This window comes from Kitasatospora sp. NPDC088264, assembly GCF_040685715.1.
Taxonomy (GTDB): domain Bacteria; phylum Actinomycetota; class Actinomycetes; order Streptomycetales; family Streptomycetaceae; genus Kitasatospora.
The window spans coordinates 53,587-79,581 of record NZ_JBFBIR010000011.1 but is presented as its reverse complement, the minus strand read 5'-3'; the positions used below and the strand labels follow the sequence as shown (position 1 = coordinate 79,581).

The 25,995-nt window shown below is 73.8% G+C and carries 26 protein-coding genes; 11 read left to right on the top strand and 15 right to left on the bottom strand.

Annotated features, from left to right (window positions below; genetic code table 11):
- Positions 1–102: 102 nt before the first annotated feature.
- Complete coding sequence (locus tag AB0O82_RS11760; RefSeq protein ID WP_363582623.1) at positions 103–576, bottom strand: MarR family transcriptional regulator; 474 nt, start codon at positions 574–576, stop codon at positions 103–105.
- A 117-nt stretch (positions 577–693) separates the two neighbouring features.
- Between AB0O82_RS11760 and AB0O82_RS11755 the strand changes: the two genes are divergently transcribed.
- Positions 694–1,104 (top strand): organic hydroperoxide resistance protein, encoded by a 411-nt coding sequence (locus tag AB0O82_RS11755; protein WP_363582621.1) that lies wholly within the window; start codon positions 694–696, stop codon positions 1,102–1,104.
- A 119-nt stretch (positions 1,105–1,223) separates the two neighbouring features.
- Here the strand turns inward: AB0O82_RS11755 and AB0O82_RS11750 are convergent, their stop codons facing one another.
- Entirely contained in the window at positions 1,224–1,565 is a 342-nt protein-coding gene (locus tag AB0O82_RS11750; protein WP_363582619.1) for an SHOCT domain-containing protein, read from the bottom strand.
- 156 nt (positions 1,566–1,721) lie between these two features.
- On the opposite strand from AB0O82_RS11750, the gene AB0O82_RS11745 reads away from it, so the two are divergent.
- Positions 1,722–2,093 carry a hypothetical protein gene (locus tag AB0O82_RS11745; protein WP_363582617.1) on the top strand — a complete coding sequence of 124 codons (372 nt, stop codon included), beginning with the start codon at positions 1,722–1,724 and terminating at the stop codon, positions 2,091–2,093.
- A 10-nt stretch (positions 2,094–2,103) separates the two neighbouring features.
- On the opposite strand, the gene AB0O82_RS11740 is transcribed toward AB0O82_RS11745, so the two are convergent.
- Together AB0O82_RS11740 and AB0O82_RS11735 are read right to left on the bottom strand one after the other, a co-directional pair.
- Positions 2,104–2,754 carry a beta-glucanase gene (locus tag AB0O82_RS11740; protein ID WP_363582615.1) on the bottom strand — a complete coding sequence of 217 codons (651 nt, stop codon included), beginning with the start codon at positions 2,752–2,754 and terminating at the stop codon, positions 2,104–2,106.
- Between the two features lie 166 nt (positions 2,755–2,920).
- Complete coding sequence (locus AB0O82_RS11735) at positions 2,921–3,550, bottom strand: CBS domain-containing protein (protein WP_363582613.1); 630 nt, start codon at positions 3,548–3,550, stop codon at positions 2,921–2,923.
- Positions 3,551–3,892: 342 nt separating this feature from the next.
- On the opposite strand from AB0O82_RS11735, the gene AB0O82_RS11730 reads away from it, so the two are divergent.
- Entirely contained in the window at positions 3,893–5,743 is a 1,851-nt protein-coding gene (locus AB0O82_RS11730) for a hypothetical protein (protein WP_363582611.1), read from the top strand.
- On the opposite strand, the gene AB0O82_RS11725 is transcribed toward AB0O82_RS11730, so the two are convergent.
- Entirely contained in the window at positions 5,727–7,001 is a 1,275-nt protein-coding gene (locus AB0O82_RS11725; RefSeq protein ID WP_363582609.1) for an FAD-dependent monooxygenase, read from the bottom strand. The genes AB0O82_RS11730 and AB0O82_RS11725 overlap by 17 nt on opposite strands.
- 114 nt (positions 7,002–7,115) lie before the next feature.
- Here AB0O82_RS11725 and AB0O82_RS11720 point away from each other — a divergent pair, with 114 nt between their 5' ends.
- The 3 genes from AB0O82_RS11720 (at position 7,116) to AB0O82_RS11710 (ending at position 9,162) form a co-directional block, all read left to right on the top strand.
- Positions 7,116–7,826: a TetR/AcrR family transcriptional regulator C-terminal domain-containing protein gene (locus AB0O82_RS11720; RefSeq protein ID WP_363582607.1), complete on the top strand. Its 711-nt coding sequence runs from the start codon at positions 7,116–7,118 to the stop codon at positions 7,824–7,826.
- A gap of 74 nt (positions 7,827–7,900) precedes the next feature.
- Complete coding sequence (locus tag AB0O82_RS11715; protein ID WP_363582605.1) at positions 7,901–8,701, top strand: HEAT repeat domain-containing protein; 801 nt, start codon at positions 7,901–7,903, stop codon at positions 8,699–8,701.
- A gap of 191 nt (positions 8,702–8,892) precedes the next feature.
- Complete coding sequence (locus AB0O82_RS11710) at positions 8,893–9,162, top strand: GlsB/YeaQ/YmgE family stress response membrane protein (protein WP_363582603.1); 270 nt, start codon at positions 8,893–8,895, stop codon at positions 9,160–9,162.
- 83 nt (positions 9,163–9,245) lie between these two features.
- On the opposite strand, the gene AB0O82_RS11705 is transcribed toward AB0O82_RS11710, so the two are convergent.
- Positions 9,246–11,147 carry an amino acid transporter gene (locus tag AB0O82_RS11705; protein ID WP_363582601.1) on the bottom strand — a complete coding sequence of 634 codons (1,902 nt, stop codon included), beginning with the start codon at positions 11,145–11,147 and terminating at the stop codon, positions 9,246–9,248.
- Between the two features lie 357 nt (positions 11,148–11,504).
- On the opposite strand from AB0O82_RS11705, the gene AB0O82_RS11700 reads away from it, so the two are divergent.
- The 3 genes from AB0O82_RS11700 to AB0O82_RS11690 all read left to right on the top strand — a co-directional run bounded on the left by AB0O82_RS11700 (position 11,505) and on the right by AB0O82_RS11690 (position 15,444).
- Positions 11,505–13,082, top strand: coding sequence for a N,N-dimethylformamidase beta subunit family domain-containing protein (locus AB0O82_RS11700; protein ID WP_363582599.1), 1,578 nt, complete (start codon positions 11,505–11,507; stop codon positions 13,080–13,082).
- Positions 13,083–13,352: 270 nt separating this feature from the next.
- On the top strand, positions 13,353–14,093 hold the full coding sequence (locus AB0O82_RS11695) for a polyprenol monophosphomannose synthase (RefSeq protein WP_063350695.1): 741 nt from the start codon (positions 13,353–13,355) through the stop codon (positions 14,091–14,093).
- Positions 14,094–14,208: 115 nt separating this feature from the next.
- Positions 14,209–15,444 carry an aromatic acid exporter family protein gene (locus tag AB0O82_RS11690; protein ID WP_363374742.1) on the top strand — a complete coding sequence of 412 codons (1,236 nt, stop codon included), beginning with the start codon at positions 14,209–14,211 and terminating at the stop codon, positions 15,442–15,444.
- Between the two features lie 46 nt (positions 15,445–15,490).
- On the opposite strand, the gene AB0O82_RS11685 is transcribed toward AB0O82_RS11690, so the two are convergent.
- From AB0O82_RS11685 to AB0O82_RS11660, 6 genes are all read right to left on the bottom strand, one after another.
- Positions 15,491–15,940, bottom strand: coding sequence for an SRPBCC domain-containing protein (locus tag AB0O82_RS11685; RefSeq protein ID WP_363582597.1), 450 nt, complete (start codon positions 15,938–15,940; stop codon positions 15,491–15,493).
- Positions 15,941–15,944: 4 nt separating this feature from the next.
- Positions 15,945–16,418, bottom strand: coding sequence for a VOC family protein (locus tag AB0O82_RS11680; RefSeq protein WP_363582595.1), 474 nt, complete (start codon positions 16,416–16,418; stop codon positions 15,945–15,947).
- Positions 16,419–16,515: 97 nt separating this feature from the next.
- A complete protein-coding gene (locus AB0O82_RS11675) occupies positions 16,516–18,507 on the bottom strand; it encodes a phosphocholine-specific phospholipase C (protein ID WP_363582593.1) in 1,992 nt (663 codons plus the stop codon).
- Positions 18,508–18,521: 14 nt separating this feature from the next.
- The gene (locus AB0O82_RS11670; RefSeq protein WP_363582591.1) at positions 18,522–19,955 is read right to left on the bottom strand and encodes an endonuclease/exonuclease/phosphatase family protein; all 1,434 of its coding nucleotides are present in this window, start codon (positions 19,953–19,955) and stop codon (positions 18,522–18,524) included.
- Between the two features lie 353 nt (positions 19,956–20,308).
- Positions 20,309–20,575 carry a metal-sensitive transcriptional regulator gene (locus AB0O82_RS11665; RefSeq protein WP_363582589.1) on the bottom strand — a complete coding sequence of 89 codons (267 nt, stop codon included), beginning with the start codon at positions 20,573–20,575 and terminating at the stop codon, positions 20,309–20,311.
- A 144-nt stretch (positions 20,576–20,719) separates the two neighbouring features.
- On the bottom strand, positions 20,720–21,076 hold the full coding sequence (locus AB0O82_RS11660) for a PRC-barrel domain-containing protein (RefSeq protein ID WP_363582771.1): 357 nt from the start codon (positions 21,074–21,076) through the stop codon (positions 20,720–20,722).
- Between the two features lie 235 nt (positions 21,077–21,311).
- Between AB0O82_RS11660 and AB0O82_RS11655 the strand changes: the two genes are divergently transcribed.
- Positions 21,312–22,142, top strand: coding sequence for an SAM-dependent methyltransferase (locus AB0O82_RS11655; protein ID WP_363582587.1), 831 nt, complete (start codon positions 21,312–21,314; stop codon positions 22,140–22,142).
- 256 nt (positions 22,143–22,398) lie between these two features.
- Positions 22,399–23,124, top strand: coding sequence for a DUF4097 family beta strand repeat-containing protein (locus AB0O82_RS11650; RefSeq protein WP_363582585.1), 726 nt, complete (start codon positions 22,399–22,401; stop codon positions 23,122–23,124).
- A 48-nt stretch (positions 23,125–23,172) separates the two neighbouring features.
- On the opposite strand, the gene AB0O82_RS11645 is transcribed toward AB0O82_RS11650, so the two are convergent.
- The 3 genes from AB0O82_RS11645 to AB0O82_RS11635 all read right to left on the bottom strand — a co-directional run bounded on the left by AB0O82_RS11645 (position 23,173) and on the right by AB0O82_RS11635 (position 25,992).
- Positions 23,173–23,823 carry a hypothetical protein gene (locus tag AB0O82_RS11645; RefSeq protein ID WP_363582583.1) on the bottom strand — a complete coding sequence of 217 codons (651 nt, stop codon included), beginning with the start codon at positions 23,821–23,823 and terminating at the stop codon, positions 23,173–23,175.
- A 208-nt stretch (positions 23,824–24,031) separates the two neighbouring features.
- Positions 24,032–24,706 (bottom strand): response regulator transcription factor, encoded by a 675-nt coding sequence (locus AB0O82_RS11640; protein ID WP_363582581.1) that lies wholly within the window; start codon positions 24,704–24,706, stop codon positions 24,032–24,034.
- A complete protein-coding gene (locus tag AB0O82_RS11635; protein WP_363582579.1) occupies positions 24,703–25,992 on the bottom strand; it encodes a histidine kinase in 1,290 nt (429 codons plus the stop codon). Before AB0O82_RS11635 ends, AB0O82_RS11640 begins: the two co-directional genes overlap by 4 nt.
- Between the last annotated feature and the right edge of the window lie 3 nt (positions 25,993–25,995).

Genomic DNA, 25,995 nt, shown 5'->3' with positions numbered 1-25,995 from the left:
GCTGACCTGCCGGTTCGGCCCCGACAGGAGCCCGGGACCCAGGCGCACGTGACCCACGTCACAGGCTGCGGGCCGTCCGACTTGACAGGGCGAATGCCGCGACTACGGCGCCGGCTCCACCACCGCCGAGTCGAGCGCGGCGGTCACCCGCTCCAGCAGTACGCGCAGCGCGGCCAGGTCCTCGACCGGCAGCCCGGTCGCGTCGAACAGCCGGCGCGGCACCTGTCCGGCCCGCTCGCGCAGGGCGGAGCCCTCGGCGGTGAGGCTGACGGTGACCGACCGCTCGTCCTCCGGGCTGCGCTCGCGCCGCACCAGTCCGGCCGCCTCCAGCCGCTTGAGCAGCGGGGAGAGCGTGCCGGAGTCGAGCCGCAGGCGCTCGCCGATCCGCTTGACGGGCAGGTCGCCGTCCTCCCAGAGCACGAGCAGGACGAGGTACTGGGGGTAGGTGAGCCCGAGGTCACGCAGCAGCACCCGGTAGACGCCACCGAAGGCCCGGGAGGCCGCGTTCAGCGAGAAGCAGATCTGCTGGTCGAGGCGGAGCAGTTCCTCGTCCGCCATGCCGGGGAGCGTGGTCATGGCTCCATGGTACCGATCACCCTCACGCCATTTAGTTGTGCGCAATTGAATTGCGTGCTCTACTTATCTCCAGAGGGCGGCCCGGGCGGCCGCCGGAACACACGAAGGGAACCGACCATGGACGCGCTCTACACCGCAGCCGCCACCGCCAACGGCCGGGAGGGCCGCGCCGTCAGCTCCGACGGGCAGCTGGACCTCGCGCTGGCGATGCCGCCCGCTCTCGGCGGCAGCGGCCAGGGCACCAACCCGGAGCAGCTGTTCGCGGCCGGCTACGCGGCCTGCTTCGCCAGCGCCCTCGGCCTGGTCGGCCGCCAGGCCCGGGTCGACACCAGCGAGGTCTCGGTCACCGCCGAGGTGTCCATCGGCAAGGACGGCGCCGGTTTCGGCCTGGCCGTCGTGCTGCGCGTCGAACTGCCCGAGGCGCTCGCGGACGGGACCGGCGAGCAGCTGGTCAAGCAGGCGCACGACGTCTGCCCGTACTCGCGCGCCACCCGCGGCAACATCCCGGTCGAGCTGGTCGTCGAATAGGCCCAGCAGGCCACGCACGCCGAGTAGGCCGAACGGGCTACGCAAACGCCGGCCAGGCCGCCACCACAGACGGGCCCGCCACACGTACCACCGTGTGGCGGGCCCGCCCGCGCCCCGGCTCAGCCGTCACCCGGCCCGTTCACCGAGCGCAGCGTGTCGAGCCTGTGCCGGTACTCCTCGGTGTCGATCTCGCCACGCGCGAACCGCTCCGCGAGCAGTTGCTCGGGCGTCGGCCCGGCCACCGCGCCGTGCGGCGCGCCCCACCCCGGCCCCGCCGCACCCGAAGCCGCCGCACCCGGACCCGCCGGGCCGTGCGGCAGCGGCCGGCGCGACCGCGACACGTACCGGAACAGGGCGATGGCGGCGAGCACCAGGACCAGCAGGACCAGCAGAGTCAAGATCGCCATCACGCCGATGCCCCAGCCACCCAGAACGTGGCCGTGTCCGTGCCAGTACCTCATCGGGACCTCCTCCTCCGGCCCCGTAGCCGGGGCCCGCCGAGGTGACCAGCGCCTCACCACCATCGTGCGCCCGCACCGGACCGAAGCGCCCTGAAGAAAGCCTGAGAAAACGTTCCGGCGCTCAGCGCCCGGCCCACCGGGGTAGCGTTGCCGCCCATGAACCACCACCCGCCGGCCGACGACCGCTCGCCCGAGCAGCTCGTCGCGGCCGGGGTGCTGCGGCGCCACGGGGACCACCGCCCCCACCCCGCGCTCGGCCACTCCCCGATCAGCTACGTCTCCACCGCGCTCTGGGCCGAACTCACCGTGCTCGCCATCGCACCGCCCGCGGCCGAAGCGACCGCCACCGCCCTGTTGCGCGCCATCGCCGCACGCGCCGTGGACGCGGCCCTGGCCCCCGGCAACGAACGCGCCCCGCGCGACGACCTGTACGTGGCCCACCCCGCGCACATCGGTGCGCACCGCCGGACGGTCTGGTTCCAGCGCTCCGGCCCGCGCGGCCCGGTCACCGCCACCTTCGCCCCGTGAGACGGGACGCTCAGCGCTCGACCTGAAGGCTGTGGCAGACCCAGCTGAGCCGGTCCGGCCCCTGCAGCGGCGGCCGGTCGTGGTACGTGCCGTCCGCGACCGACAGGTTGACGATCAGGTACGCCTGCCAGGCGGGACCGACCCCGTGCAGGTCCGCGTAGACCAGCTCGTCCCCGACGTACCAGTCCACCGAGTTCGCGCCGAGCACGACCCGCAGGTCGAAGGTCGCCCCGGGTGCGATCCCCGAGCCGGCGCCGTGCCAGTACCGGTACCCGCCCCGGACGTGGTTGGAGAACTCCAACAGGTCCGGATGGTCGGGGTGGTACTCGAAGAGGTCGACCTCGTTGCCGCCGCCCCGCCAGGTCCAGACGGCCGGCCAGGCACCCAGCCCGACGGGCAGCGTGATGCGTGCCGACAGTTGGTCGCCGGTGCGGGCCTGGAAGCCGTCCGGACTGCCCTCGGTGGTGAGCAGGTTGCACGTCCAGAGCCCGCCGACGAGCCGCCGGGTGGCGCTGAACACGCCGCCCGGGCAGTAGCCGCGGCCGAGATAGTCGAGCTTGTGGTCGCTCCGGTTGGTCGGCCCCATCCGGGGGTAGGCACTGCTGCGCCCGGCGGTCCACTGTCTGGCCGAAGTGAAGTCCGCGTCGAACACGACCGCCACGGCCGCCTCCCCTGTGCTCCGGCGCCCCGGCAGTTCGACCCGCCAGGCACACAGGGTGAGTTACCCGATACGCTCCGCAGTATGCGGAGCGGAAAGCCTGGGCCGGAGCAGCGCGCAGCGGTCGGATCGCAGGATCTCGGGATCGACGGATCGACGGATCGACGGATCAGCCCACCGGAGCGGCCGTCCCGCCCGCACCGAGCCGGTCGGTGACCGAGACCACGCCGTCGACCGAGCGGCACAGGTTGAGCACGATCGGGACCAGGTACGGCTCGGGCACCGTACCGCTGAGCACCACCCGGCCCTGATCGACCTCGACGCCGATCTCCGCCGGGCTCACCCCGTCGATCCGGCCGAGCACCTCCTCGACGATCTCCCGCCGGATCACCACGTCCTCGCGTAGGAAGACCCGCAGCAGGTCCCCGCGGCTGACCATGCCGGTCACCCGCCCGTCCTCGTCCAGCACCGGCAGCCGCTTCAGCCCGTGCCGGCTCATCAACCGGGCCGCCGCGACCACGCTGGTCCCGGGGGTCGTGCAGACCGGCTGCCCGGTCATCAGGTCGGCCGCGGTCACGGCACCGCCCGGGCCGGCCTGCGCCGCCTCGGGGGCTGGCAACAGAGCGCCCGGATCCTCCTGCGCGGCCAGCGTGCGCAGCAGGTCGGCCTCGGAGACGATCCCGAGCGGCCGCCCCTCCGCGTCCACCACCGGCACCCCGGTGATGTCGTACTCGGTCAGCAGCGCGACGATCTCCCGGAAGCCGGTCTCGGGCGCAACCCGGACCACGGGGCTGGTCATCACAGATTCGACGGTGGCATGCCGCACGCCGGTTCACCTCGTCCACGACACTCTTGCGGCCGGGCGCGGATCGTCCCGACCGGTACCGGCAGCATCGCGCCCGGTGGCACGGGCCGCCAGGGGCCAAGGGGCTGAACGGGTGGGACCTTGGGCCCGCCCGCCGAACGCGGATCCGACACCGTGCCGAACCACCGCCTGCCCGGCGCCTCGCCGAAACCACCGACCCTGCGATCCGGCGACCCGGTGACCCGGACGGCGCAACCATCACATGATCGACTCGTTGGACCGTCCACCACGACAGCACGAACGGCATCCGGGGAGGGCACGTTGGCAGGACGGACGATGGGCGCGGCATCGTCGGCGCAGGGCGCCGCGGCGCGCCCGGTGGCCCAGGCCGAAGCCGCGCTGGTGCGCCACTACCGCCGGCTGGCCCGGCTGGCGTACCTCGCGCTGCCCGCCGACCGGGACCGGCACAGCCGGGTGCTGGCCGCGCACGCGACCGTCCAGCGCGCCCTGCCCTCCCGCTGGACCCGCCCGGCCGGTCCGCCGGCGGCGGACGAGGACCCGGTGTACGCCGCACTGCGCCTGCGGGTGCTGCGCGCCGCGCTGCGGCCGCACCCCGCGCGGCGGCTGCCCGCTCCCCGGATCTGGGGACTGCGGCTGTTCACCCCGCACGGCGGCGAGGAGGACGCGGCGCTGGACCGCGCACTCGCGGCCCTCGACGCCCCCGCCCGGGCGGCCTTCGCCCTACGCGCGGTGGAGGGGCTGACGCCGGAGCAGACGGCCGGGGCGCTGCGACGGGCCGGGGTCGAGCACCCCGAGGAGGCCGTCGCGGCGGCGGCCGGCGTGACCGCCGGGGCGGACCCGGAGCCCCCCGCCTTCGACCCGTGCGCGGTGCGGGTCCAGCCCACCGACCTGCTGCGCCGCCGCCGGACGTGGAGCGCCGCGCTGCTGGTCGGCCTGCTCGGACTCAGCACGACGGCGGCCGTGGTGGCCGACTCCGGGCCGGCCGCGCCCGTGGCCCGCCCCGCGCCCGCCCCGTCCGGCACCGCGGCCGACCCGGCCCGCCTGACCCGGGTCGAGCCGGACCGGTGGCAGCACACCGCGCGGGTCGACTTCACCGCCTGGCCCGCCCGCGGCGACCGCCGCGACGACGGCGCGCTGCTCGGCCGCGCCCTGGCCGCCTGGGAGCGGCCCGGCCCGCAGACCCGCGGCGAGCCGGGCGTGGACGCCACGCCGCCCGTCGCCCCGCCGGCCCTGCTGTTCGCCGGGACGGTCGACGGCACCGCCCTGGTGGTGCTGTTCGACGGCCGGCGGCTCGCCCGCTACGCCGACGGGCGCGACGGCGGCCTGGACCTCGCCCGGGCCGACGACTCGGACGTGACCACGGCGGGCGCGGTGGTGCTGCGTCGCCAGGGCACCGCCGTGCGCTATCTGCTGGCCCCCTGGGTGGACGCCGCCGAGACCCGCCGGATCGACCAACCCGACTCCCCCGCGCGGCCGTTGGACCACCCTGACGGGGTCACGGCGGCGGTCCCGGGCGGCGGGCTCGCGGACTGCCACGGCGCCACGGTTCTCCAGCTGCACTCCTCCCCCGCCATCGCCGAGAAGCACGCCTTCCTGCTGACCGACCTCGGCGGGCTCGTCCCCGCGCACCTCACCTACTCCCCGCCGCCGGACCGCGCCCAGCCGGCCCGCGAGCCGCGCGAGGCCACCGGCCAGGACGCGCTGCTGGCCTGGGCCCGCGCGGGCTGCGCCGTCCCGGACGGCACGCCGGGCGTCAAGCAGCTCAACCTGTGGGCCTTCGCGGTGCAGCCGCTGCCGCAGAACGCGGGCTCGGCGTCCTGGGTCTGCCTGCGCGCCGACCGCTGGACCGGTGAGGGCAGCGCCGCCACCGCCGTCCTGCTGCCGACCGCCCGCGGCCCGCAGCGCACCGGCGGCGGCCCGGGGCGGGCGTGCAGCCGGTTCGAGCAGGACGTCGTCGGCTGGGCCTGGTGGCGCTCCCCGCAGGGAGCGGAGTTCCTGCTCGCGGCGGGCAGCCGGCGGGTCACCCGGCTCGCCGTCAAGGGCCCGGACTGGTCCGCCGACCGGCCCGTCCCGGACCACACGCTGGCCGTCGAGCGCCCGGCCCGGGCGACCGTCCAGGTGGAGGCGGCCCTGGACGGCGGCACCCGGATCAGCCCGCCGCGCTGAACCGGCCGGCCGACTCGCGCGCGTACTCCGGCAGCTCGTCGCCCGGCAGCTCGCTCTTCGGCAGCTCGTCGCACGGCAGCTCGCTCTTCGGCAGCTCGTAGTCCGGCAGCTCGACGCTGGAGACCTGCTTGCCGAGCTCCAGCATCCGGTTCAGCACCCAGCGCCGGTTCAGCAGCCCGTTGCGCACGCGCAGGCCGGTGGCGGTGCGCGGCGCCAGGAACGGTCCGGTGCGGTCCCCGCCCTTCTGGCAGCCCTCGGCGTAGCCGCGCAGCAGCCGCTCGTACCGGGCGAAGGCGGTGCGGTGGTCGCCGCGGGCCCGGGCCAGTTCGCCGGCCAGGACGTACGCGGCCACCACGGCGGTGCCGGTGCCCATGCCGCCGATGGTGGCGCCGCAGGCCGCGTCGCCGAGCAGGGCGATCCGGCCGCTGGACCAGGTGGGGACGTCGGTGCGGCTGATCGAGTCGAAGTAGAGCTCGGGGGCGTGCCGCAGGCTCTCCAGCAGGCGCGGCACCTCCCAGCCGAGGCCCGCGAAGGCGTCCCGCACCAGGGCCTTCTGCTGCTCCGGGTCATGGCGGTCGTAGCGCAGTTCGGGCGAGGCGAAGAGGCAGAAGGCGCCCGCGCGGGCCGGGTCGCGGTGGTCGGCGCCGATCGAGGCGAGCCGGCCGGGGACGTTGAGGCCGACCGAACCGGGCGCCAGGCCGAGGTCGTTGGGGAACTGCCAGGTGGCCGCGTAGTAGCCGAGGTGTCGGACGTAGCGCTGCTCGGGGCCGAAGGCGAGCCGGCGGACGTTGGAGTGCAGCCCGTCGGCGCCGATCACCAGGTCGAACTCGCGCGGCGCGCCGTGCCGGAAGGCGGCCCGCACACCGCTCGGGGTCTCCTCCAGGGCGGTGATGGAGTCGCCGAAGACGTACTCGGCGCGGGCGCGGCTGTGCCGGTACAGCAGCTGGGCGAGTTCGCCGCGCGGGATCTCCAGCTCGCCGCCCGCGAACTCGGCGGGCAGGTGCAGGAGTCGACGGCCGTCTGCGCCGAGGAAGGTCATCGGGCTGCCGCCGGTGTCGAGCGCGCGCAGTTCGTCGAGGACGCCCATCCGCTCCAGCACCGTCAGGTGGGTGCGGCCGCGGAAGTCGACGTTCTGGCCGCCGCCGCGCAGCGCCGGGGCGAGTTCGACGACGGTGACCTCGAAGCCGTACCGGCCGAGCCAGTGGGCCAGGGCGGGGCCGGCGATGCTCGCGCCCGAGATCAGGACCTTGGTGCTCATGGGAACCACTCCGTCCGAGAGGGTCGAGAAACTGTGTCCGGTGGATACCGTTTTCTGCTGTGTACGGTAGACGCAGTTAGGTCGGACGAGCAACCCCCAGAACGGGAGCGGACTGTGAGCGAGGCGGCGAACGACATGGTGCGGCTGCTCTGGGGCCCCCCGGCCAAGCCCACCCGCGGGCCGAAACCGGCCCTCAGCCTGGAGCGGATCGCGGCGGCGGGCGTCGAGATCGCGGACGCCGAAGGCCTGGGCGCGGTCTCGATGCAGAAGGTCGCCGGGCTGCTCGACTTCACCAAGATGTCGCTCTACCGCTACGTGCCCGGCAAGGCCGAACTCGTCGCCCTGATGGTCGAGGCCGCCGTCGGCGAGCCCCCGCAGGGCCGGCACGCCCACGACTGGCGGGCCCAACTCGCCGCCTGGGCACACCACTTGACCGAGTCGTTCGGCCGCCACCCGTGGCTGCTCGATGCCACCGTCGGCCCCCGGGTGATGGGCCCGAAGGAACTCACCTGGCTGGAACGGGTGGTGACCGCCCTCGACGGCCACGGACTGACCGGCCCCGAGCGGATGGACGCCGCCGTCCTGCTCGCCGGACACGTCCGCAGCATCGCCCAGCAGTCCCGCGCCGCCGGGCCCGACGGCTCCCCCGAAGCCGAACTCCTCACCGCCCTCGGCACACTGGTGCACCAGCACGCCGACCGCTACCCCGCCCTGGCCGCCGCCATGACCGGGGAGGACGGGCGCGACCAGGCCCTGGACTTCGGCCTGGACCGCATCCTGGACGGCCTCGCCGCCCTGATCACCCGCCGAACGGGCACCGCCTGACGCCACCTGCCCCGCCGCGCCTCGCGAGGAAATCCGATGGGCCTGCGTTCGGTCAGCCGCTAGCATCCCGGACCATGGCGATGTTCGTGCACCTGACCACCGCGGCGAACGCGCCGCGGATCCGCCGTGCCGGGATCCGGGCCGACAGCCGGGGGCAGGGCGGGGTGCGCGGGCTGTACTGCTTCCCGGTACTGCCCTCGTACCCGCTGACCCACCAGTGGCTGCGCGAACTGGCCCGGTTCGGCACCGGGGGCTCGCTGGTCGCGGTGCACCTCCGGCTGGACGACGCACAGCAGGTGCTGACCGGGCACTACCGGGACCGCGCGAGGGGCGCCCAGCAGTGGGTGCCCGCCGCCGAGGCGGTGCGGCGGGTCGCCGAACTGGCGGACCCGCGCGGCTGGGAGGTGTTCGTGCCGCGCGCGGTGGGCGCCCGCGAGGTCCACCGGATCCGCGGCGTGCCGCAGGTCGCCGGCTGGCGCTACCAGCCGAACGCCCACGGCACCCGGCCGTGCCCCTGCATGGGCTGCCAGCCCGTCGGCGGGTACGGCAGCCGTCGGCTGCGCGAGCGCCACCAGCACCCGCTGGACGCCCCGCCGCCGCCCGTGCCCGTCCTGCTCGCCCGGATCGAGGCCGCCGGCGAGCCGGGCGACCCCGCCGAACTGCTCGCCGCCCTGCAGAGCTTCGGGCGCCGCCGCCGCGGCCCACTGGACCGCCTCGCCCGGTTGGCCGCCCACCCGGACCCGGCCGTGCGCGAGGAACTGGTGTGGGCCGTCGCCGGCTGGTCCACCCCGGGCGTCGCCGCCCTGCTCGACGGCCTCGCGAACGACCCGCACCCGGACGTCCGCGAGGCCGTCGAGGCGGCGCTGGAGCGCTGAGGGCCGGCCGTCAGGAGACGCGCTTCGCTGCCAGGAGTCGTCGGTGAAGCTCGGGACCGAGCAGGCGCGGCCGGAGCCGTAGAAGCTCCCGACGTGCCCGTTCGGCCGATCCGGGCGATCATGGGACGAACCGCGTCTCGGCGATTCGGCGCACCGGTGTCAGTCCGGCCGCGCCCGGAAGGTGGACTGCGATGTTCCAGCTCCTGTGGATTCTGCTCATCGGCTTCGTGCTGGGCGTACTGGCCAAGCTGATCCTGCGCGGGCCGCAGTCGATCCCCTGGTGGCTGACGATGCTGCTCGGCGCCGCCGGTGCCTGGCTCGGCAACGCCGTCTCCGGATGGATCGGCGTCCGCCACACCTCGGGCATCGACTGGATCCGGCACCTACTCCAACTCGGCTTCGCCGTCGCCCTGGTGGCCTTCGTCGCCCCGGCCTGGAGCAAGTCCCACCCGAGCCGCTGACCCGGACGGCCCAGGCTGCCGCCGCCCCGGACCGCCGGTGGCAGGAGGCGGAGGCGGCCGACCCGTTCGGCGGGGAGGCGCCGTCAGCCGACGTGGACGGCCGGGCGGCGGCTGCGGTCCGGTTCGGCCTCGCGCAGGACTTCGCGGGTGACGGGGGCGATCTCGCCCTGGCCGAAGAGGAAGAACCTGAGGAACTGGGCGAAGGGGTTGCCCTCGGTCCACTCGAAGTAGATGTGCGGCTGCTGCCCGGTGAGGTCCCGCACCCGCAGCAGCAGGGCGGCCAGCGCGTTCGGCACGCTGGAGCTCTGCAGCGTCAGCACCCGGTAGCGGTCGTGCAGCACCTCGCCGCGCACGGTCAGTTCGGCCTCGAAGTCGGACGGGTCGAGCACGGTGACCTCGACGAAGACCAGGTCGTCCTCGGTCGGGATGTCGTTGTCGGCGCGGATCTGGCGGATCTTGTCGCGGTACTCGGCGAGGTCCCGGCTGTTCGGCTCGTTGGCGATCAGCCGCAGCGGGCGGTACGTGTAGTCCCGGACGAAGCGTTCGGCGACGACATCGAGCACCACGTCGGTGACGCGCAGTTCGAAGGCCCGCTTGAGCCGGGAGAGGAAGGAGACCAGCATGATGCCGGCGATGAAGCAGCCGCCGATCTTGACGCCGTCCGGCCGCTCGGCGATGTTCACGGCCGTGGTGTAGAGGAAGACCCCGGCGATCGCGGCGAAGCCGACCGTCCTGCGGCGCTGCCCCGACTTGTGGGCGGCGATGGTGACGGCGATGGCGGCCGAGCTGATCAGCACCAGCACGCCGGTCGCGTACGCGCCGCCCTGGGCGTCCACGTTGGCGTCGAACAGCCAGGTGACCAGGAAGGCGATCAGGGTGAGGACGATCACGGTGGGCCGCACCGCGCGGGCCCAGTGCGGGGCCATGCCGTAGCGGGGCAGGTAGCGCGGCATCAGGTTGAGCAGTCCGGCCATCGCGGAGGCGCCGGCGAACCAGAGGATGGCGATCGTGGACAGGTCGTAGACGCTGCCGAAGGTGTTGCCGAGGTTCTGGTGGGCGAGGTAGGCGAGCGCCCGCCCGTTGGCCTGCCCGCCGGCCTTGAAGGCGTCCGCGGGGATCAGCAGGGTGGTGATGAGGCTGGTGGTGATCAGGAAGCAGCTCATGATCGCGGCCGCGGTGGTGAGCAGCTTGCGGGCGCCGCGGATCCTGCCGGTGGGCTTCTCCTCGGTGTCGTCCGGGTCGCCCTCGATGTGCGGCATCACGGCGACGCCGGTCTCGAAGCCGGACAGGCCGAGCGCCAGCTTCGGGAAGACGATCAGCGCGACGCCGATCATCGCGATCACGTTGCCGTGCTCCGCGGTGAGCGCGTCGGTCCAGTCGCCGACGACGTGCGGGGCCTTCAGCACGTGCCAGAGTCCGTTGGTCACCACCACGACGTTCAGCGCGAGGTAGACCGCGACCAGGACGACGGCGATGCCGATCGCCTCGCTGAAGCCCTTGAGGAAGACCCCGCCGAGCAGGGCCACCATGATGAGGGTGATCGTCACCTGCTTGCCGGTCAGCAGGCTGTGCAGATGCGGGTTCTCCACCAGGTGCGCGGTCGCGTCGGCGGCCGACAGGGTGATGGTGATCATGAAGTCGGTGGCCGCGAAGCCGAGCAGCGTGAGCACGAAGAGCTTGCCCTGCCAGAACGACAGCAGCCGCTCCAGCATGGCGATCGAGCCCTGGCCGTGCGGGCTCTCCTGGGCGACCCGCCGGTAGACGGGCAGGGCGCCGAGCAGCGTGACGATCACCAGCACGATGGTCGCCAGCGGCGAGAGCAGGCCGGCGGCGAGGGCGGCGATGCCGGGCTGGTAGCCGAGCGTGGAGAAGTAGTCCAGGCCGGTCAGACACATCACCCGCCACCAGCGCTGGCCCTTGACGTGCGGCGCCTCGGCGTGCGGGCCGGGGTGCTGCTTGGCCATGTCCGACAGGCCTTCCAGCATCCACGCCCGGAACCTCGCGCCGCGGGTCGCGGGTGCCACCCCCGGATCGGCCGAACCCGACGACACCACGTGCACCCCTGTCCACCAGTCGGCCGGCCGCGCTCGGCTCCGGCCCCCCAAAGGCCGCCGGACGGCGGGCCTGGTCAGGCTAGGGGACCGGACCGGTGCCGCCGGGGAGCAGCGCGTCCGGACACGCCAGGGGTGCCCCGGACGGCCCTCAGCGGTGGCGGACGGCGCCCCGTCGTGCCGGCCGTCCCGGCGCGGCGGGCCGCACGCACTGCCCGGAACGGGCGAGGATATCCGCGCGATCGACGGATGCGTGCAGGTTTGCCGAGAACGGACACCAGGGAGGCAGCGGTGGCGGAACCGAGTCGGCGGGGCATTCTGGGCCTGGGCCTGCTGGCGGCGGCCACCGCCTCCTGCGGCACCCACCGCCCGGACCCCGCCCCGCACTCCTCGTCCGACGGTCCCGCCCCGCGCCCCTCCCCCGACGACGCCGCCCCGACCGCCGCCGCCCAGCACGTGGGCGTCCCGCCGGAGCAGTCCCTACCCGGCGCGCCCGACTGGGAGATCACCGACCCCGGCCCCGCCGACGCCATCGAGGGCTTCGCCGACCGGGTCAGCGTGCTGCCCGGTGAGCAGTTCGGCCTGCACGTCTCCACCCCGGCCGCCGCCTTCACCGTCTCCGCCTACCGCACCGGCTGGTACGACGGCGCCCGCGCCCGCCTGGTCTGGCGCCGCGAGCACGTCCCGGGCGGCCGGCAGCCCGCCCCGCGCGTGGACCCCGCGACCAGGACTGTGCTGACCGGCTGGCAGCGCACCCTCGCCGTGGACACCACCGGCTGGCCCGAGGGCGCCTACCTGCTGCGCCTGGACGCCGAGGACGGCTCCGGCCAGCGCTACGTCCCGCTCACCGTCCGCTCCGCCGCCACCGCCGGGCGGACGGTCGTGATGAGCGCCCCCGCCACCTGGCAGGCGTACAACGAGTGGGGCGGGTACAGCCTCTACAACGGCCCCACCGGCGGTCTGGCCACCCGCTCGCTGCGGGTGGTCTTCGACCGGCCCTACGACTACGACCACGGCGCCGGGCTGTTCCTGGTGTACGAGGCGCCGCTGGTCGCGCTCGCCGAGCGGCTCGGGCTGCCGCTCGCCTACACCACCGGGATCGACGTGGCCCGGGAGCCCGGGCTGCTGCACGGCGCGAGTGCCGTCCTCTCCCTCGGCCACGACGAGTACTGGTCCCCCGAGCAGCGCGCCCAGGTGGTCGCGGCCCGGGACGCCGGCACCAACCTGGCTGTCCTGGGGGCCAATTGCTGCTTCCGCCGGGTCCGCTTCGAGCCCTCGGAGCTGGGCCCGGACCGGACGGTGGTCTGCTACAAGGACGCGTGGGCGCAGGACCCGGGCCACCAGGCCGGCGCCCCGGCGACCACCGACTTCCGGGCCGGCCCGGGCGCCGACCCGGAGAGCTCGATGCTCGGCGTGATCTACGACGGCTACCCGGTGGACGCCCCGTACGTGGTCGGCTCGCCGGAGCACTGGGCGTTCGAGGGCACCGGCGTCGCCGCCGGGGCGTCGTTCCCGCACCTGGTCGGCGTCGAGTACGACCGGGTGGACACCGCCTTCCCCACCCCGCGTCCGATCGAGGTGATCGCGCACTCCCCCGTGGTCTGCGAGGGCCGCCGCTCGCATTCCGACACCGCGTACTACACCGTGCCGGGCGGCGCCGGGGTGTTCGCCTCCGGGACGATGCGCTGGGTGGAGGCCCTGGACGCGCACGGGCCCGGGGGCGGCAGCGCCGACCACGGGATCGACGCCCGGACCGGGGACCTGGTCCGCCGGGTCACCGAGAACGTCCTGCGCACCTTCGCCGCCGGCCCGGCCGGCCTGACCCACCCGGCCCGGGACAACCTCGCGACCGTCTACGACGGGGCGTAGCCCGTCGGGGGCTGCGAGGGACCGTCTGCGAGGGGCCGTCGCAGAAATTTCCCGGAACGACGGATCGGGGCGGTGCCGCGGCGCCCCGGGCACGCATCGCGGTCGAACGGATTTCCGGGCCGTGGCCGGCCGTGCCCAGCCCGTCACCCGGGGCGAGGAACCGTCCGCCGCACCGATACACTCACACGGTCTCATCCACAGCAGGTCGTCAAGGACAACCGTCCGGCGTGGCACGGGTGCCGGCCGGAAAGGGCACGAGGGAAACAGAACATGGTCGAGGCCTCCCCGAAGGTCGTTGTCGTCGTCCCCACGTACAACGAGCGGGAGAACCTTCCGGTCCTCGCGGGTCTTCTCGCGGACCTCCCGGTACCGGGCCTGCACCTGCTGGTGGTCGACGACAACTCGCCGGACGGCACCGGCGAGATCGCGGACAAGCTCGCCGCGGAGTCCGGCGGCACCGTCGGCGTGCTGCACCGCACCGAGAAGGACGGCCTCGGCCGCGCCTACCTGGCCGGCATGGCCCGGGCCCTGGACGAGGACGCCGACGTCGTGGTCCAGATGGACGCCGACCTCTCGCACCCGGCCTCGGCGATACCCGCGATGGTCCAGGCCCTGCTGGCCGACGACACCGCCGTGGTGCTCGGCTCCCGCTACGTGCCCGGCGGTTCGACCGCCGCGGAGTGGCCCTGGCACCGCAAGGCCCTCTCCGCCTGGGCCAACCTCTACGTCAACACCATCCTCGGCCTGGGCGTCCGGGACGCCACCGCCGGTTTCAAGGCCTGGCGGGCGAGCACCCTGCGGGCGATCGACCTGCCGACCGTGCAGAGCAGCGGGTACTCGTTCCAGGTCGAGATGAACTACCGGGTCGTCCAGCGCGGCCTGACGATCCGCGAGGTGCCGATCCGCTTCGAGGAGCGGATCGAGGGCGCGTCGAAGATGAGCATCGGGGTGCAGGTCGAGTCGGCGCTGGCGCCCTGGAAGCTGCGGCTGAACCGCCAGGACCCGCGGTAGGCCGTAGCCCGCCGGGCCGTGACCCTCACCCGGGTCAGAGCCAGGGCCCGGGCATACGGGTGCCGGTCGGACGGCTCGGCGGTGTGAAGGGCGACCACGGGGAAAGAAGGGCGACATGGCCCTTCTCCCGGAGTCCCTCACGGCCCTGATCCGCCGCGGTGCCCGAGAACCCTTCGTCGTCCAGACCGTGCGGGCCACCGTGGCCGCCACCCTCGCCTTCGCGGTGGCCACCCGGCTCAGCAGCGAGCCGGCCCCGCTGACGGCCCCGCTGACCGCGCTGCTGGTGGTGCAGGTCACCGTCTACTCGACGCTCAAGACCAGCATCCGCCGGGTCAACTCGGTGGTGGTCGGCGTGCTGATCGCGACCGGCTTCAGCGCCGTGGTGGGGCTCTCCTGGTGGAGCCTCGGGCTGATCATCCTGGCCTCGCTGGTCGTCGGCCGGTTCGTCCGGGTCGAGGAGTTCGTCCAGGAGGTCGCGATCAGCGCCATGCTGATCCTCGGCGTCAGCGGGCTCGCCTCGCAGGCCTGGGACCGGGTGCTGGAGACACTGATCGGCGCCGCCGTCGGCCTGCTGTTCAACCTGCTGTTCGCCCCGCCGGTCTGGGTGGACACCGCCGGGGAATCGATCGAGGACCTCGCCCGGCGGGCCCGCCAGCTGCTGCTGGACATCGCCGAGCAGTTGGGCCGTCCGACCCCGGTCGCCCGGGCCGCCGAGCAGCTGCACGAGGCCCGCCGGCTCGACCACGCCATCGCCGACGTGGACGTGGCACTGCGCCAGGCGGAGGACAGCCTGCGGCTCAATCCGCGGATCAACGACGGGCTGCTGTCCCGGCTGGTGCTGCGCACCGGGCTGGACACCCTGGAGATCTGCGTGGTGGTGATCCGGGTGCTGGCGCGCTCGCTGACCGACCTGGCCAAGCGGCGCGCGCCCGGCGAGCGGCTGTTCCCGCCGGACGTCGCGGTGGGCCTGGAGGAACTGCTGGCGCACGTCGGCGGGGCCATGGTCAGCTTCGCGGTGCTGGTCACCACCCAGGTGAGCCGCAGCGCCGAGGAGGCGGAGCGGCGGCTGACCGCCGAGCTGGCCGCGGCCTGGACCTGCCGGGAGAACGTCGCCCAGGTGCTGCTGCAGAAGGTGCGGGAGCACCCCGAGGCGTGGCAGTTGCACGGTTCGATACTGGCCGAGGTGGACCGGATCCTGGACGAACTGGACCTGGAGCACCGCAGCCGGCGGCTGATGGAGGAGCTGGACCGGGCCTCGGTGGCGAGCCGGGAGCGGTTCTCGCGGTTCGCCGGGCTGCGCCGGTTCGTCCGGGGCGAGCGGGCGCGCCCGGCGGTGCGGGCCGGGCGCTGAGCCCGCGTCGGACTCCGGGGGGCGGGGGCTTGGGGGGCTTGGGGGCTCAGGGCATCGACCAGGGTTCCTGCGGGAGCGGGTGGCCGGTCTCCAGGTAGGTCTTCAGGTTGGACAGCACCGCCGACCAGCCCCGCTCGACGTCCGCCCGCTCGGCCTCGTCGGCCAGCTGGTCGTGGGTGACGGTGAGCCGGGTGAGGTCGTGCCAGCCCCGGAGTTCGAAGGTGACCTTGGAGGGACCGCCCGGGCGCCGCTCCCCGGGCGCCGCCCAGGTGGTGACCAGCCGGTGCGGGCGGTCGGCGGCCTCGACGACGCCGATCGCGTCGGCCGTCCCGGAGCCGTCGGCGCGCTGGTGCTCCCAGGGCGCGCCGGGCAGCCAGGTGGAGACGTTGCGGTGGCCCCAGTAGAGGCCGGACTCGTCGGCGTTGGTGAGGGCGTGCCAGACCCGCTCGGGGGTGGCGCGCAGGTAGAGGGTGCTGCGGAGGGCGGGCGCGGCCATCGCGTCAGCCCCTGGCCGCGTCGAGCAGCGGCTGGACCTCGATCTTCTGCATCCGCATCATCGTCGCCATCACCCGGCCGGCCTTGGCCCGGTCCTCGTCGGCGATCAGGTCGAGCAGGACGCGCGGGGTGATCTGCCAGGAGAGGCCGAAGCGGTCCTTGAGCCAGCCGCACGGGCCCGCCTGGCCGCCGTCGGCGGTGAGCTTGGCCCAGAGCTCGTCGACCTCCTGCTGGCCGTCGCACTCCACCTGCAGCGACATGGCCTCGGTGAAGTGGAACTCGGGGCCGCCGTTGAGGGCCGCGTACTCCCGCCCGGCGAGTTCGAAGGCGACGGTCATGACCGAGCCTGCTCCGCCGGGGCCGGTCTCGGGGTAGCGGGTGACCTGCGTGATGCGGGAGTTGGGGAAGAGCGAGGTGTAGAAGGTGGCGGCCGCTTCGGCCTGGTCGTCGAACCAGAGGAAGGTGGTGATCTTCTGCATGCGCCCGACGGTAGCCCCGGGCCCCGCCCGGACGGCCGAGCCACGGCCGGGGGTCACCGGTTCGGCGCCCCCGGCCCGCGGCCCGCCCGCCACCGGGTCAGTGCACCCAGCCCGCGTAGCGCTGTACGAAGCGCAGGCCGGTGTGGGCGGTGACGACGACGTCGTAGCGGCCCTGCTTGTCCAGCGGCCAGGACAGGTTCGCCTGCTGCCCGGGCTTGACCCGGACGGTCTGCGCGGTGCCGGCGAAGTCGTTGGGCGCGGCGGTGAAGGAGACGTCGGTCATGCCGTCGTTGGCCACCTGCAAGGTGAGCCGCACGCTGCCGTGCAGGTCGGCGGTGACGATCGGTACGCCGATGTCGTTCTGGCCGTCCTGCCCGTCCCGGACCACGGTGCCGGCGAAGCGGCGGACGAAGCCGTCCGGGCCGTGGACGGTGAAGTCGTAGCGGCCGTTGGTGGCGGCGGCGTCCCAGACGTACCGGGCGGTGGCGCCGGGGGCGACGGTGTACGGGGTGCCCGCGAAGGGCAGCGCGATGTTCGGGTAGACGGTGTACGGGAAGGCCACCGAACCGTCGTTGCTCATCGTGCAGGTGACCTTGCCGGTCTTGCGGTCCACCTCCACGTCGGCCCACGGCTGGTAGGGCAGCGGGCGGTGCGGGCGCTCGCCGCGCTCCTGGACGGGCATCGCCTGGGCTCCGACCGCCGGGAGGGCGACGCCGGGCAGCTTGGTGCCCGCGTCGGCCCTGGCCATCAGGGCCGTGGTGTCGGGCAGCGACGGGACGGACGGGTTCGGCGCGGCGAAGTCGAAGCAGCTGGTGAGGTCACCGCAGACGGACCGGCGCCAGGCCGAGATGTTCGGCTCGGCGACGCCCGTGACCAGCTCCATGAAGCGCAGCACGGAAGTGTGGTCGAAGACCTGGGAGTTGACCCAACCGCCGCGCGACCAGGGCGAGACGACCCACAGCGGGACGCGGTTGCCGAGGCCGATGGCGCGGCCCTGGGTGAACTCCTCGGGGGTGCCGGGCTCGGGGGTGGGCGGGACCATGTGGTCGAAGTAGCCGTCGTTCTCGTCGTACATGACCAGGAAGACGGTGTGCTGCCACACGGCCGGGTTGGACATCAGCGACTGGAGGGCCTGGTCGACCCAGTGCGCCCCGTACGCCGGGCCGGCCTCCGGGTGCTCGGAGAAGAGGTAGGGGGCGACCAGCCAGGAGATGGTCGGCAGGGTGCCGTCCTTGCAGTGGCGGTCGAAGGCGGCCGGGTCGAACTTGGTCATCGCGTTGATGTAACGCGGGTCGGTGGGAGGGAAGTTGTGGAACTGCTTGAAGTAGGAGAGGGCGTTGTCGTCGTAGTCGCCGGTGCGGTCGTCCTTGCTGGGGTTGTGGTAGACCCGCCAGCTGACGCCGGCCTGTTCCAGGCGCTCGGCGTAGGTGGTCCAGTCGGCGACGGGGTTGTCGGTGACCGGGGTGTTGTCGATCCAGGGCCCGGTGGTGCCGTCGCGGCCGGGACCGGAGGTGCCCGTCCAGAGGTAGAGCCGGTTGGGGTCGGTCGGGCCGGCGAGGGAGGTGAAGTAGGCGTCGCAGAGGGTGAACGCGTCGGCCAGGGCATACTGGTAGGGGATGTCGTCCCGGGTGAAGTAGCCCATGGTGCGCTCGCCCTTGGCGGCGATCCACTTGTTCATCGCGCCGTTGTTGATCGCCTGGTGGCCGGTCGCCCAGTCGTGGGGCAGGCCGCCGGCGTTCTGCGCGTTGTACTTCGAGGTGTCCATCCGGTACGGCAGCATGGCGCCGCCGTCGCTGCGACGGCTGTCCGGCTGGCGGAACACGTCGGCGCCGTCCGGGAATTGGAGCGCCTGCTTGTCGCCGAAGCCGCGGACGCCGCTGAGCGTGCCGAAGTAGTGGTCGAAGCTGCGGTTCTCCTGCATCAGCACGACGACGTGCTTGACGTCCTTGATGGTGCCCGTCAGCCGGCCGGAGGCGGCAGGGGCGGCGGCGGGGGCTGCCTCGGCGGGGGCGGCGCCCAATCCGGTCAGGGCGGTGGCGCCGACGGCCGCGGTGGCGCCGACGAAGGTGCGGCGGGAGAGCTCGGACATCACGAACTGGCCTCTCAGAGCTGGAAAGTGGCGACGGCGGCGGCGGTGTCGGAGGGCCACTCGTTGGCGGCGGTGTTCGGCTCGGGCTGCGGCCAGTCGGCGACCAGGGTGTGCGCCTCGACCAGCTTCAGCGGGCCGGCGTACTGGACGTAGTCGATGCGGTCCTGCGGCTCGGGCTTGGCGCCGCGCTGCTTGCGGGTGGGCGACCAGGTCGCGCCCGGGAACCTGACCGGGTCGCGGTGCTCCTCGCGGAAGGTGTCGGTCAGCCCCGCGCCCTGAAGGGCCACACTGACGGGCCAGTTGAGCACCCCGACGCCGCCGTGCGCGGCGGCGGTGGCGGCCGTCCAGTCCAGGTGGGACGGCGAGGAGAGGGCGCCGGCGAGCACCACCGGGGTGCGCCGGGCGATGTCCGCGCGCACCGCGGCGGCCAGGGCCTTGGCCTGCTTCAGGCGGAGCGAGGCGGTCTCGGCGGCCTCCGCCTGGGCGGCCGTCCGACCGTCCTGGAGCGCGTACGGGCCGTAGCCGGCCTCGTCGAGGTGCGCGGTCCAGAAGCGGACGGTCCGGCCGCCGGGGAGCTGCACGGTGGCCCCGGCGGCGGGCAGGTCGGCGGTCGGCGGGGTGACGTCGGCGAGCGGGTAGCGGCTCAGGATGCCGACGCTGCCGGGGCTCTGGTAGGCGTACCAGCCGAGCGCGTCGGCCAGGGTCTTCGCCCGCTCACCGGCGGTCTCCTGGAGGGCGAGGACGTCCAGGCCCTGGGTGAGGACGACCCGCAGCTGCTTCTCCAGGGCGTCGGTGTACCCGGCGCCGGCGTCGTGCAGGTTCCAGCTGGCGGCCTTGAGGCGCGGCGGCGCGGCGGGGTCGACCACGGGGATGAGGACGGTGACGGTGTCGACGGCACCCGCGCTGTCCTTGACGCCGACGACGGCCAGCTCGGGGCTCTTGCCCGCCGCGGGCGCGGTGCCGGTGAGCGTGCCGTCGGCGGTGACGTTCAGCCAGGACGGCCCGCTGACCTTGCGGAAGACGGCGGTCCCCGCCGGGTTGCCGACCGGGCGGGACCAGAGGCCGCCGAGCTTGACGGAGACCGCCGCGCCGGGGGCGACGGGCGCGGTGGTGAGGGCGTCCACGGCGCTGTGCGGGCGGACGACGGCCGGCTTGGCGCGGAAGCTGAACGGGGCCGTCCGGGCGAGGACGCCGTAGCCGTCCTTGGCGAGCAGGTAGGCGGTGTAGGGGCCGCCGGTCAGCGCGGAGGTGTCGAGCTGGAGGTCGCCGGAGGTGCCCGGGACGTACTTCCAGAGGAGGGAGCCGCCGTTGCCGGGCTGGCGGTCGCCGTCGTACACGCCGACCCAGTTCTTGGCGTCGGGGGCGTCGGTCGTCCAGTGGAAGGTGAGCCGGTCGCCTTCGGTGGGGTTGGCGGAGGAGGTGAGGGTCAGGGCGCTGCCTGCGGCCACGGTTGTCCTGTCCGCCGCCCGGGGCCCGGTCCGCCGGGGGTCGGCGCCGGGTCCGCGCGCGGCTGGTCACGGAGGCTGGGGAAGGGAGGGCCCGGCAGTTGGCTGTACAACTGTGGGCGGCCCTCATTCATCCGAAAGTCAGCGACCGGGACGTGAACGGCGTGTGACGGCCCATCGGGCGGTTCGGGAACTCCATGGCGGGCGGCGGGAATTCTCGGCGGAGACGCCGGGGGCCGGGGGCCGGGGGGCCGGGGGCCGGAAGAGCCGGGAGGGCCGCGACGGGATCCGTCGCGGCCCTCCGGCGCTGCTGCGCCTCTCGGCTTCTGCGCTTCTCGGCTTCTTGACTTCTTGGCTTATGCCAGGGCGAGGAACAGCTTCTCCAGCTCGGCCTCGCTCATCGGCGGGGTGTCCTCGTCGGAGGCGGCCATGCACTGGCGCATGCCGCTGGCCACGATCTTGAACCCGGCCCGGTCCAGGGCGCGCGAGACCGCCGCGAGCTGGGTGACCACGTCCTTGCAGTCACGGCCCGCCTCGATCATCGCGATCACCCCGGCCAGCTGGCCCTGGGCACGGCGCAGCCGGTTCAGGACCGCGCCGACCGACTCCTCGTCCACCTGCATGTCCGGGCCGCCTTTCGCATCGACTGTCGACTGACAACTGTACCCGGTGGGGTATCCATTCCCGGGCGGGGCGATGCGGGCGGGGGCACTGGGGTGTTCGGCGGTTCAGCGACGGTGTTCAGCCGCTTTGCTCGGCGGCTGTGCTCAGCGGCGGGCGAGGCGGCGCTCGCCACCGGCGCCGGTCTCGTACGGGAGCCCGTAGTGCGCGAACACGGTCGGTTCGTCCTCGGCGGGCAGGACGTCGTCGGTGCCGATCGACGGCGCCTGCTTGACCTGGTTCTTCGGGAACGCCACCTGGACGTAGTCCGGCCCGACGACCGCCCCGTCGAGCGGGACGAACACCAGGCGGCGCCTGGTCACCAGGCCGACCGCGACGGTGGCGAAGAACGGCTGGTCGGTGGCCGTCTCCACGTAGACGGACTCCAGCGAGCCGATGCGGTGGCTCTTCTCGTCGACCACGGCGTGGCCGCGCCATTCGCGGATGTCTGCCATAGCGATCACCACAGCGTCGGACCTCCTGTTCCCCGGTCTTTCCGCTTCCGTCGCCCGACAACGGTTCGCCGCCGGGACCTCCCATCCTCCGCCGGGACGACCAGGGGCGCGCGATGGGCGACGAAAACGGACATACAGGGGTGACCTGACCAACCGCCACCAGGGCCGTGACCTGGGCTTTAGGCTGTCCGCCGAGGGAGTTGCAAGCAGATCACCCGATCGTCAACAGACGGAGGCAGCGGCCGTGGGACACGACGACCTGTGGGAGTCCGGCGAGGCCGGAACCCCGGCCGACCTGCGGCCCGACATCCCGCACCCGGCCCGGATGTACGACTACTACCTCGGGGGAAAGGACAACTTCCCCGCCGATCGGGCCGCCGCCGAGAAGGCGCTCGCCGCCAATCCGGAGTTCCGCTCCACCGCGCGGGCCAACCGGGGCTTCCTCACCCGCGCGGTGCGCTGCGTCGCCGACCTCGGCATCGACCAGTTCCTCGACGTCGGCACCGGCATCCCCACCGCCGGCAACACCCACGAGATCGCCCAGGCCGCCGATCCCGGGGCGCAGGTCGTCTACGTCGACAACGACCCGATCGTGCTCAGCCACGCCCGCGCCCTGATGTCCGGCACGGGCCCGGGGCGGACCGCCGTCCTCCAGGCCGACCTGCGCGAGCCGTCCGCCGTACTCGCCGTCGTCGAGGCCGCGGGGCTCCTCGACTTCTCCCGACCGGTCGGCCTCGTCCTGGCCGCCGTCCTGCACTTCCTGCGCGACGAGGACAAGCCCCATCAGGCGGTCGACACACTGATGGACGCGCTCCCCTCCGGCAGCCACCTCGTCCTCTCGCACGGCACTGCCGACTTCATCCCCGCCGAGGTCCGCGACCGCGTCACCGGCATCTACGACAAGGCCACCGCCCCCCTCGTCGGCCGCACCCGGGACGAGGTCCGCGCCTTCTTCGACGGCCTCGACCTCCTCGACCCCGGCATCACCACCGTCCCCCTCTGGCGCCCCGACACCGCCCCCGCCTCCGGCGCCGACCGCGTCAGCATCTACGGCGCGGTGGGTCGCAAGCCCTGACAGCTCCCCGGAACGAATATACCGACCGGTCTACAGATTCATCCCGGGGCGACGGCGGGGGCGACGGCGGGCGCGGGTAGGCCCAGGTGGGGGTGGGTGGAGCGGCGCCGGGGGGCTGGCTGGAGTCGCTTTAGGGGGGTTAATACCACCGACCGGGGCCACCACGTGCGGTTACTGTCGTCGGGACGGCTCCGGACGGGGGCGGTCATCAGGGGCTATCGCGCAACAAGCAGCGCAGGACACATGGGGGACGAACATGGGCAGGTACCACCGTTTCGCGGGGGCTCTCGTGGTCGCCGGGCTCTCCGCCGGGGTGCTCAGCGCCTGCAACCCGATCGGGACCAACTTCACCGACGACGCCACCGTCACGGACAAGATCACCGGCATCCGCCTGGACAGCGACGCCGGGGAGGTGACCGTGCGCGGCAAGGCCGGCGCCACCCAGGCCGCCGTCCACCGCAACATCACGTACCGGAGCGGCAAGCCGGGCGCGAGCACCCGGGTGGACGGCGGCCTACTGGTGCTCGGCGGCTGCGGACGCAACTGCTCGGTGGACTACACCGTCGAGCTGCCGCCGGGGCTGCCGATCACCGGGGGGACGTCGGCGGGCGGGATCAAGCTCACCCAGGTCGGCGACGTCTCGGTGCACACCAGCTCCGGCGACATCACGCTCGACGACGTGGCCGGGCCGGTCGACGTGCGCACCGACAACGGTGAGATCAAGGGCACCTCGCTCAAGGGTGACCGGGTCAGCGCCAAGACCGACAACGGCGGGATCAAGCTCACCCCCGGCAAGGCCCAGAACATCACGGCGAAGACCTCCAACGGCGAGATCAACGTGACCGTGCCGACCGCCTCCTACCACGTCACCGCCTCGACCGACCTGGGCGAGAAGCACATCGGCGTCCAGAACGACCCGAACGGCCAGTACAAGCTGGACCTCGGGACGAACATCGGCGAGATCACCGTCAAGACGGGCTGACCGCCCCGGCCCCGCCGGGGGGCGTAGCGGGGCCGGGGGCAGGGGTGGTCAGAGACCGACCTGGACCTCGGCGCGGTGCCGGATGTACTCGTCGGGGTGCGCCCTCGCGATGGCCACCGCGGCCTCCACCAGGGCGTGCAGCCGCGACGGGTAGGCACGCGGCACCAGGGGCAGCCCGGGGAGGATGCAGCGCCGCACGTCCAGGTCCTCGTTGGCGACGAACTCCCGCAGCGCGGCCTCGTACCAGGCGTCCCGCACGGTCGACCCCTCGTCGGCGGCGGCCGTGCTGCGGCCGTCCCCGACCGACAGGGACGTCCAGTACCAGGCCCGGGCGGCGCCGGCGCGCTCGGCGTCGGTGCCGGTGTGCAGGTAGCCGAGCAGGGTCAGCCGCACCCGGCGCTGGCCGAAAGCGAGCAGGGCCGGCTCGACGAAGCGCCGGTTGAAGCTCGGGTTGGGGTCGTAGACCGCCGCCTCCAGCAGTGCCTCGAAGTACTCCTCGGGCAGGTCGGTACGCCCGGAAAGCGCCTTGTGGACCTCCCACCGGGCCGCGCTCGGGAAGTCCGCCCCGTGCGCGGCCTCAGCCCCGAGCAGGCGGAGCAAACGCGTCAACCGCAGGTCGAACTCCTGCGATCCGTCCGCCGTGCGCCCGGGCAACGGCTGGAGAATCCGCACCTCGCCTGCCGTGTCCTTGGTTTCCACGAACACCCTCCTCATCCTGAGTCATCGGCAGACTACTCGCTGATACACCAGTTCGGAGGTCGTTTTCGGGCAGGCTGGAATTCAGATCACCGACATATGGCCGGAGTTTGACGGTCGATCAGTCCTGCTACCGCCGCAAACCAGGCGAGTTGGACGGACGGATCGGCAGGCGGGCCGGCGGACGGGTCGGCGGGCGGGCCTTCGCCGGTCAGGCCGGACGGCCCGGCGGGACCAGGCCGGACTGGTAGGCGATCGCGACGAGTTGGGCCCGGTCCCGGGCGTCCAGCTTGGCCATCGCGCGGTGGACGTGGGTGCGGACGGTGAACGGGCTGACGAACATCCGCTCGGCGATCTCCTCGTTGGTGAGGCCGGTGGCGGCCATCGACATCACCTCGCGCTCGCGCGCGGTGAGCACGGACAGCCGCTCGGCGGTGCCGCCGGCCGCCGGATCGGGCTGGGCGAGGAGTTGGTCGATGACGGCCCGGGTGGCGGCGGGCGAGAGCAGGGCGTCCCCGGCGGCGACGGCGCGGACGGCCGCGAGCAGTTCCGCCGGGTCCGCGCCCTTGCCGAGGAAGCCGCCGGCGCCCGCCCGCAGCGCCTGGGCCACGTACTCGTCGATCTCGAAGGTGGTGAGGATCAGGACCCGGGTGCCGGCCAGTTCCTCGTCGCCGCAGATGGCGGCCGTCGCGCCGAGGCCGTCGGCGCCGGGCATGCGGATGTCCATCAGGACGATGTCGGGGCGGGTGGCGCGGGCGAGTTCGACGGCCTGGTGGCCGTCGGCGGCCTCGCCGACCACCTCCATGTCGTCCTCGGCGTCGATCAGCACCCGGAACGCACCGCGCAGCAGCGCCTGGTCGTCCGCGAGCAGTACCCGGATGGTCATGCGTGGTCCTTGTCTACTCGAACGGCACGGTCTTCCCGGCCGGCCCGGTCCGCCCGTACGGCACAGCCACCGCGACCGGCGCCGTCGTCCCGGGCGCCGGTGCGCAGCGGAAGTTCGGCGGTGACCAGGAAGCCGCCGTCGGGCCGGCTGTCGGCGGTGAGGCGGCCGCCGACCGCGCCGGCCCGTTCGCGCATGCCGATCAGTCCGAAGCCGCCCTCGCCGGGGGCCGGGTGGGGCAGCAGGGCCTGCCGGGGGCGGGCGCTGGTCGGCGGGCGTCCGTTGGCGACGCTGACGGCGACCCGGCTGCCGCTGTAGGCGAGGGTGATCTCGGCGCCGGCGCCCTGGGCGTGCTTGGCGACGTTGGTCAGGGACTCCTGGACGATCCGGTAGGCGGTGAGGTCCACGCCGGGCGAGAGCGCGCGAGCCTCGCCCTCGACGGTGAGCCGCACCGGCAGGCCGGTGCGTTCGAAGGCGTTGATCAGCTCGGGAAGCCGGTCGAGGCCGGGGGCCGGTTCGAGTGGCGCGGGCTCCTCGGCTCGGCGCAGCAGGCCGACGGTGGCGCGCAGCTCCTGGAGCGCGGAGCCGGTGGCGTCGGTGATGTGGCTGAGCACCTCGCGCGCCTGGGTGGGGTGGCGGTCCATGAGGTAGACGGCGATGCCGGCCTGGGCATTGGCGAGGGCGATGTGGTGGGCGACGACGTCGTGCAGGTCGCGGGCGATCCGGATCCGCTCGTCCGCGACCCGGCGGCGGGCCTCCTCCTCGCGGGTGCGTTCGGCGCGTTCGGCGCGTTCCTCGATGGCGGCGAGGTGGGCGCGGCGGTTGCGGATGGAGTCGCCGAGGGCGCCGGGCAGCAGGGCCCAGGCGAGGACACCGATCCGTTGGCCGATCGGGCCGCCGCCGTCGCCGATCAGCGACGTGCCGGTGAGCAGGACGGCGGAGGCGATCGAGGCGCGCAGGGCGGTGGCGCGGTCGGTCCGGACGGCGAGGAAGTAGAGGGCGAGCAGCAGCGGGGTGGCCAGCCCGGGGGTGAGGCGGGGGGTGGTGAGGATGAGGGCCATCGTGCAGATCAGCGTGATGACGACCACTGCCCGCGGGTGCCGGCGGTGGGCGAACACGGTGACGGCGGAGACCAGCGCGATGGTGGCGCTGAGCGGCCTGAAGGAGATGACGTGGCCGGTCTGGTCGACGGTGACGCCGATGCCGGTCATCGCGATCAGCACGGCGCCGCCGACGGCGTCGAGCAGCCGGGGGTGGTCGCGGCGCAGCCGCTGCCAGGTGTCGCTCATCGT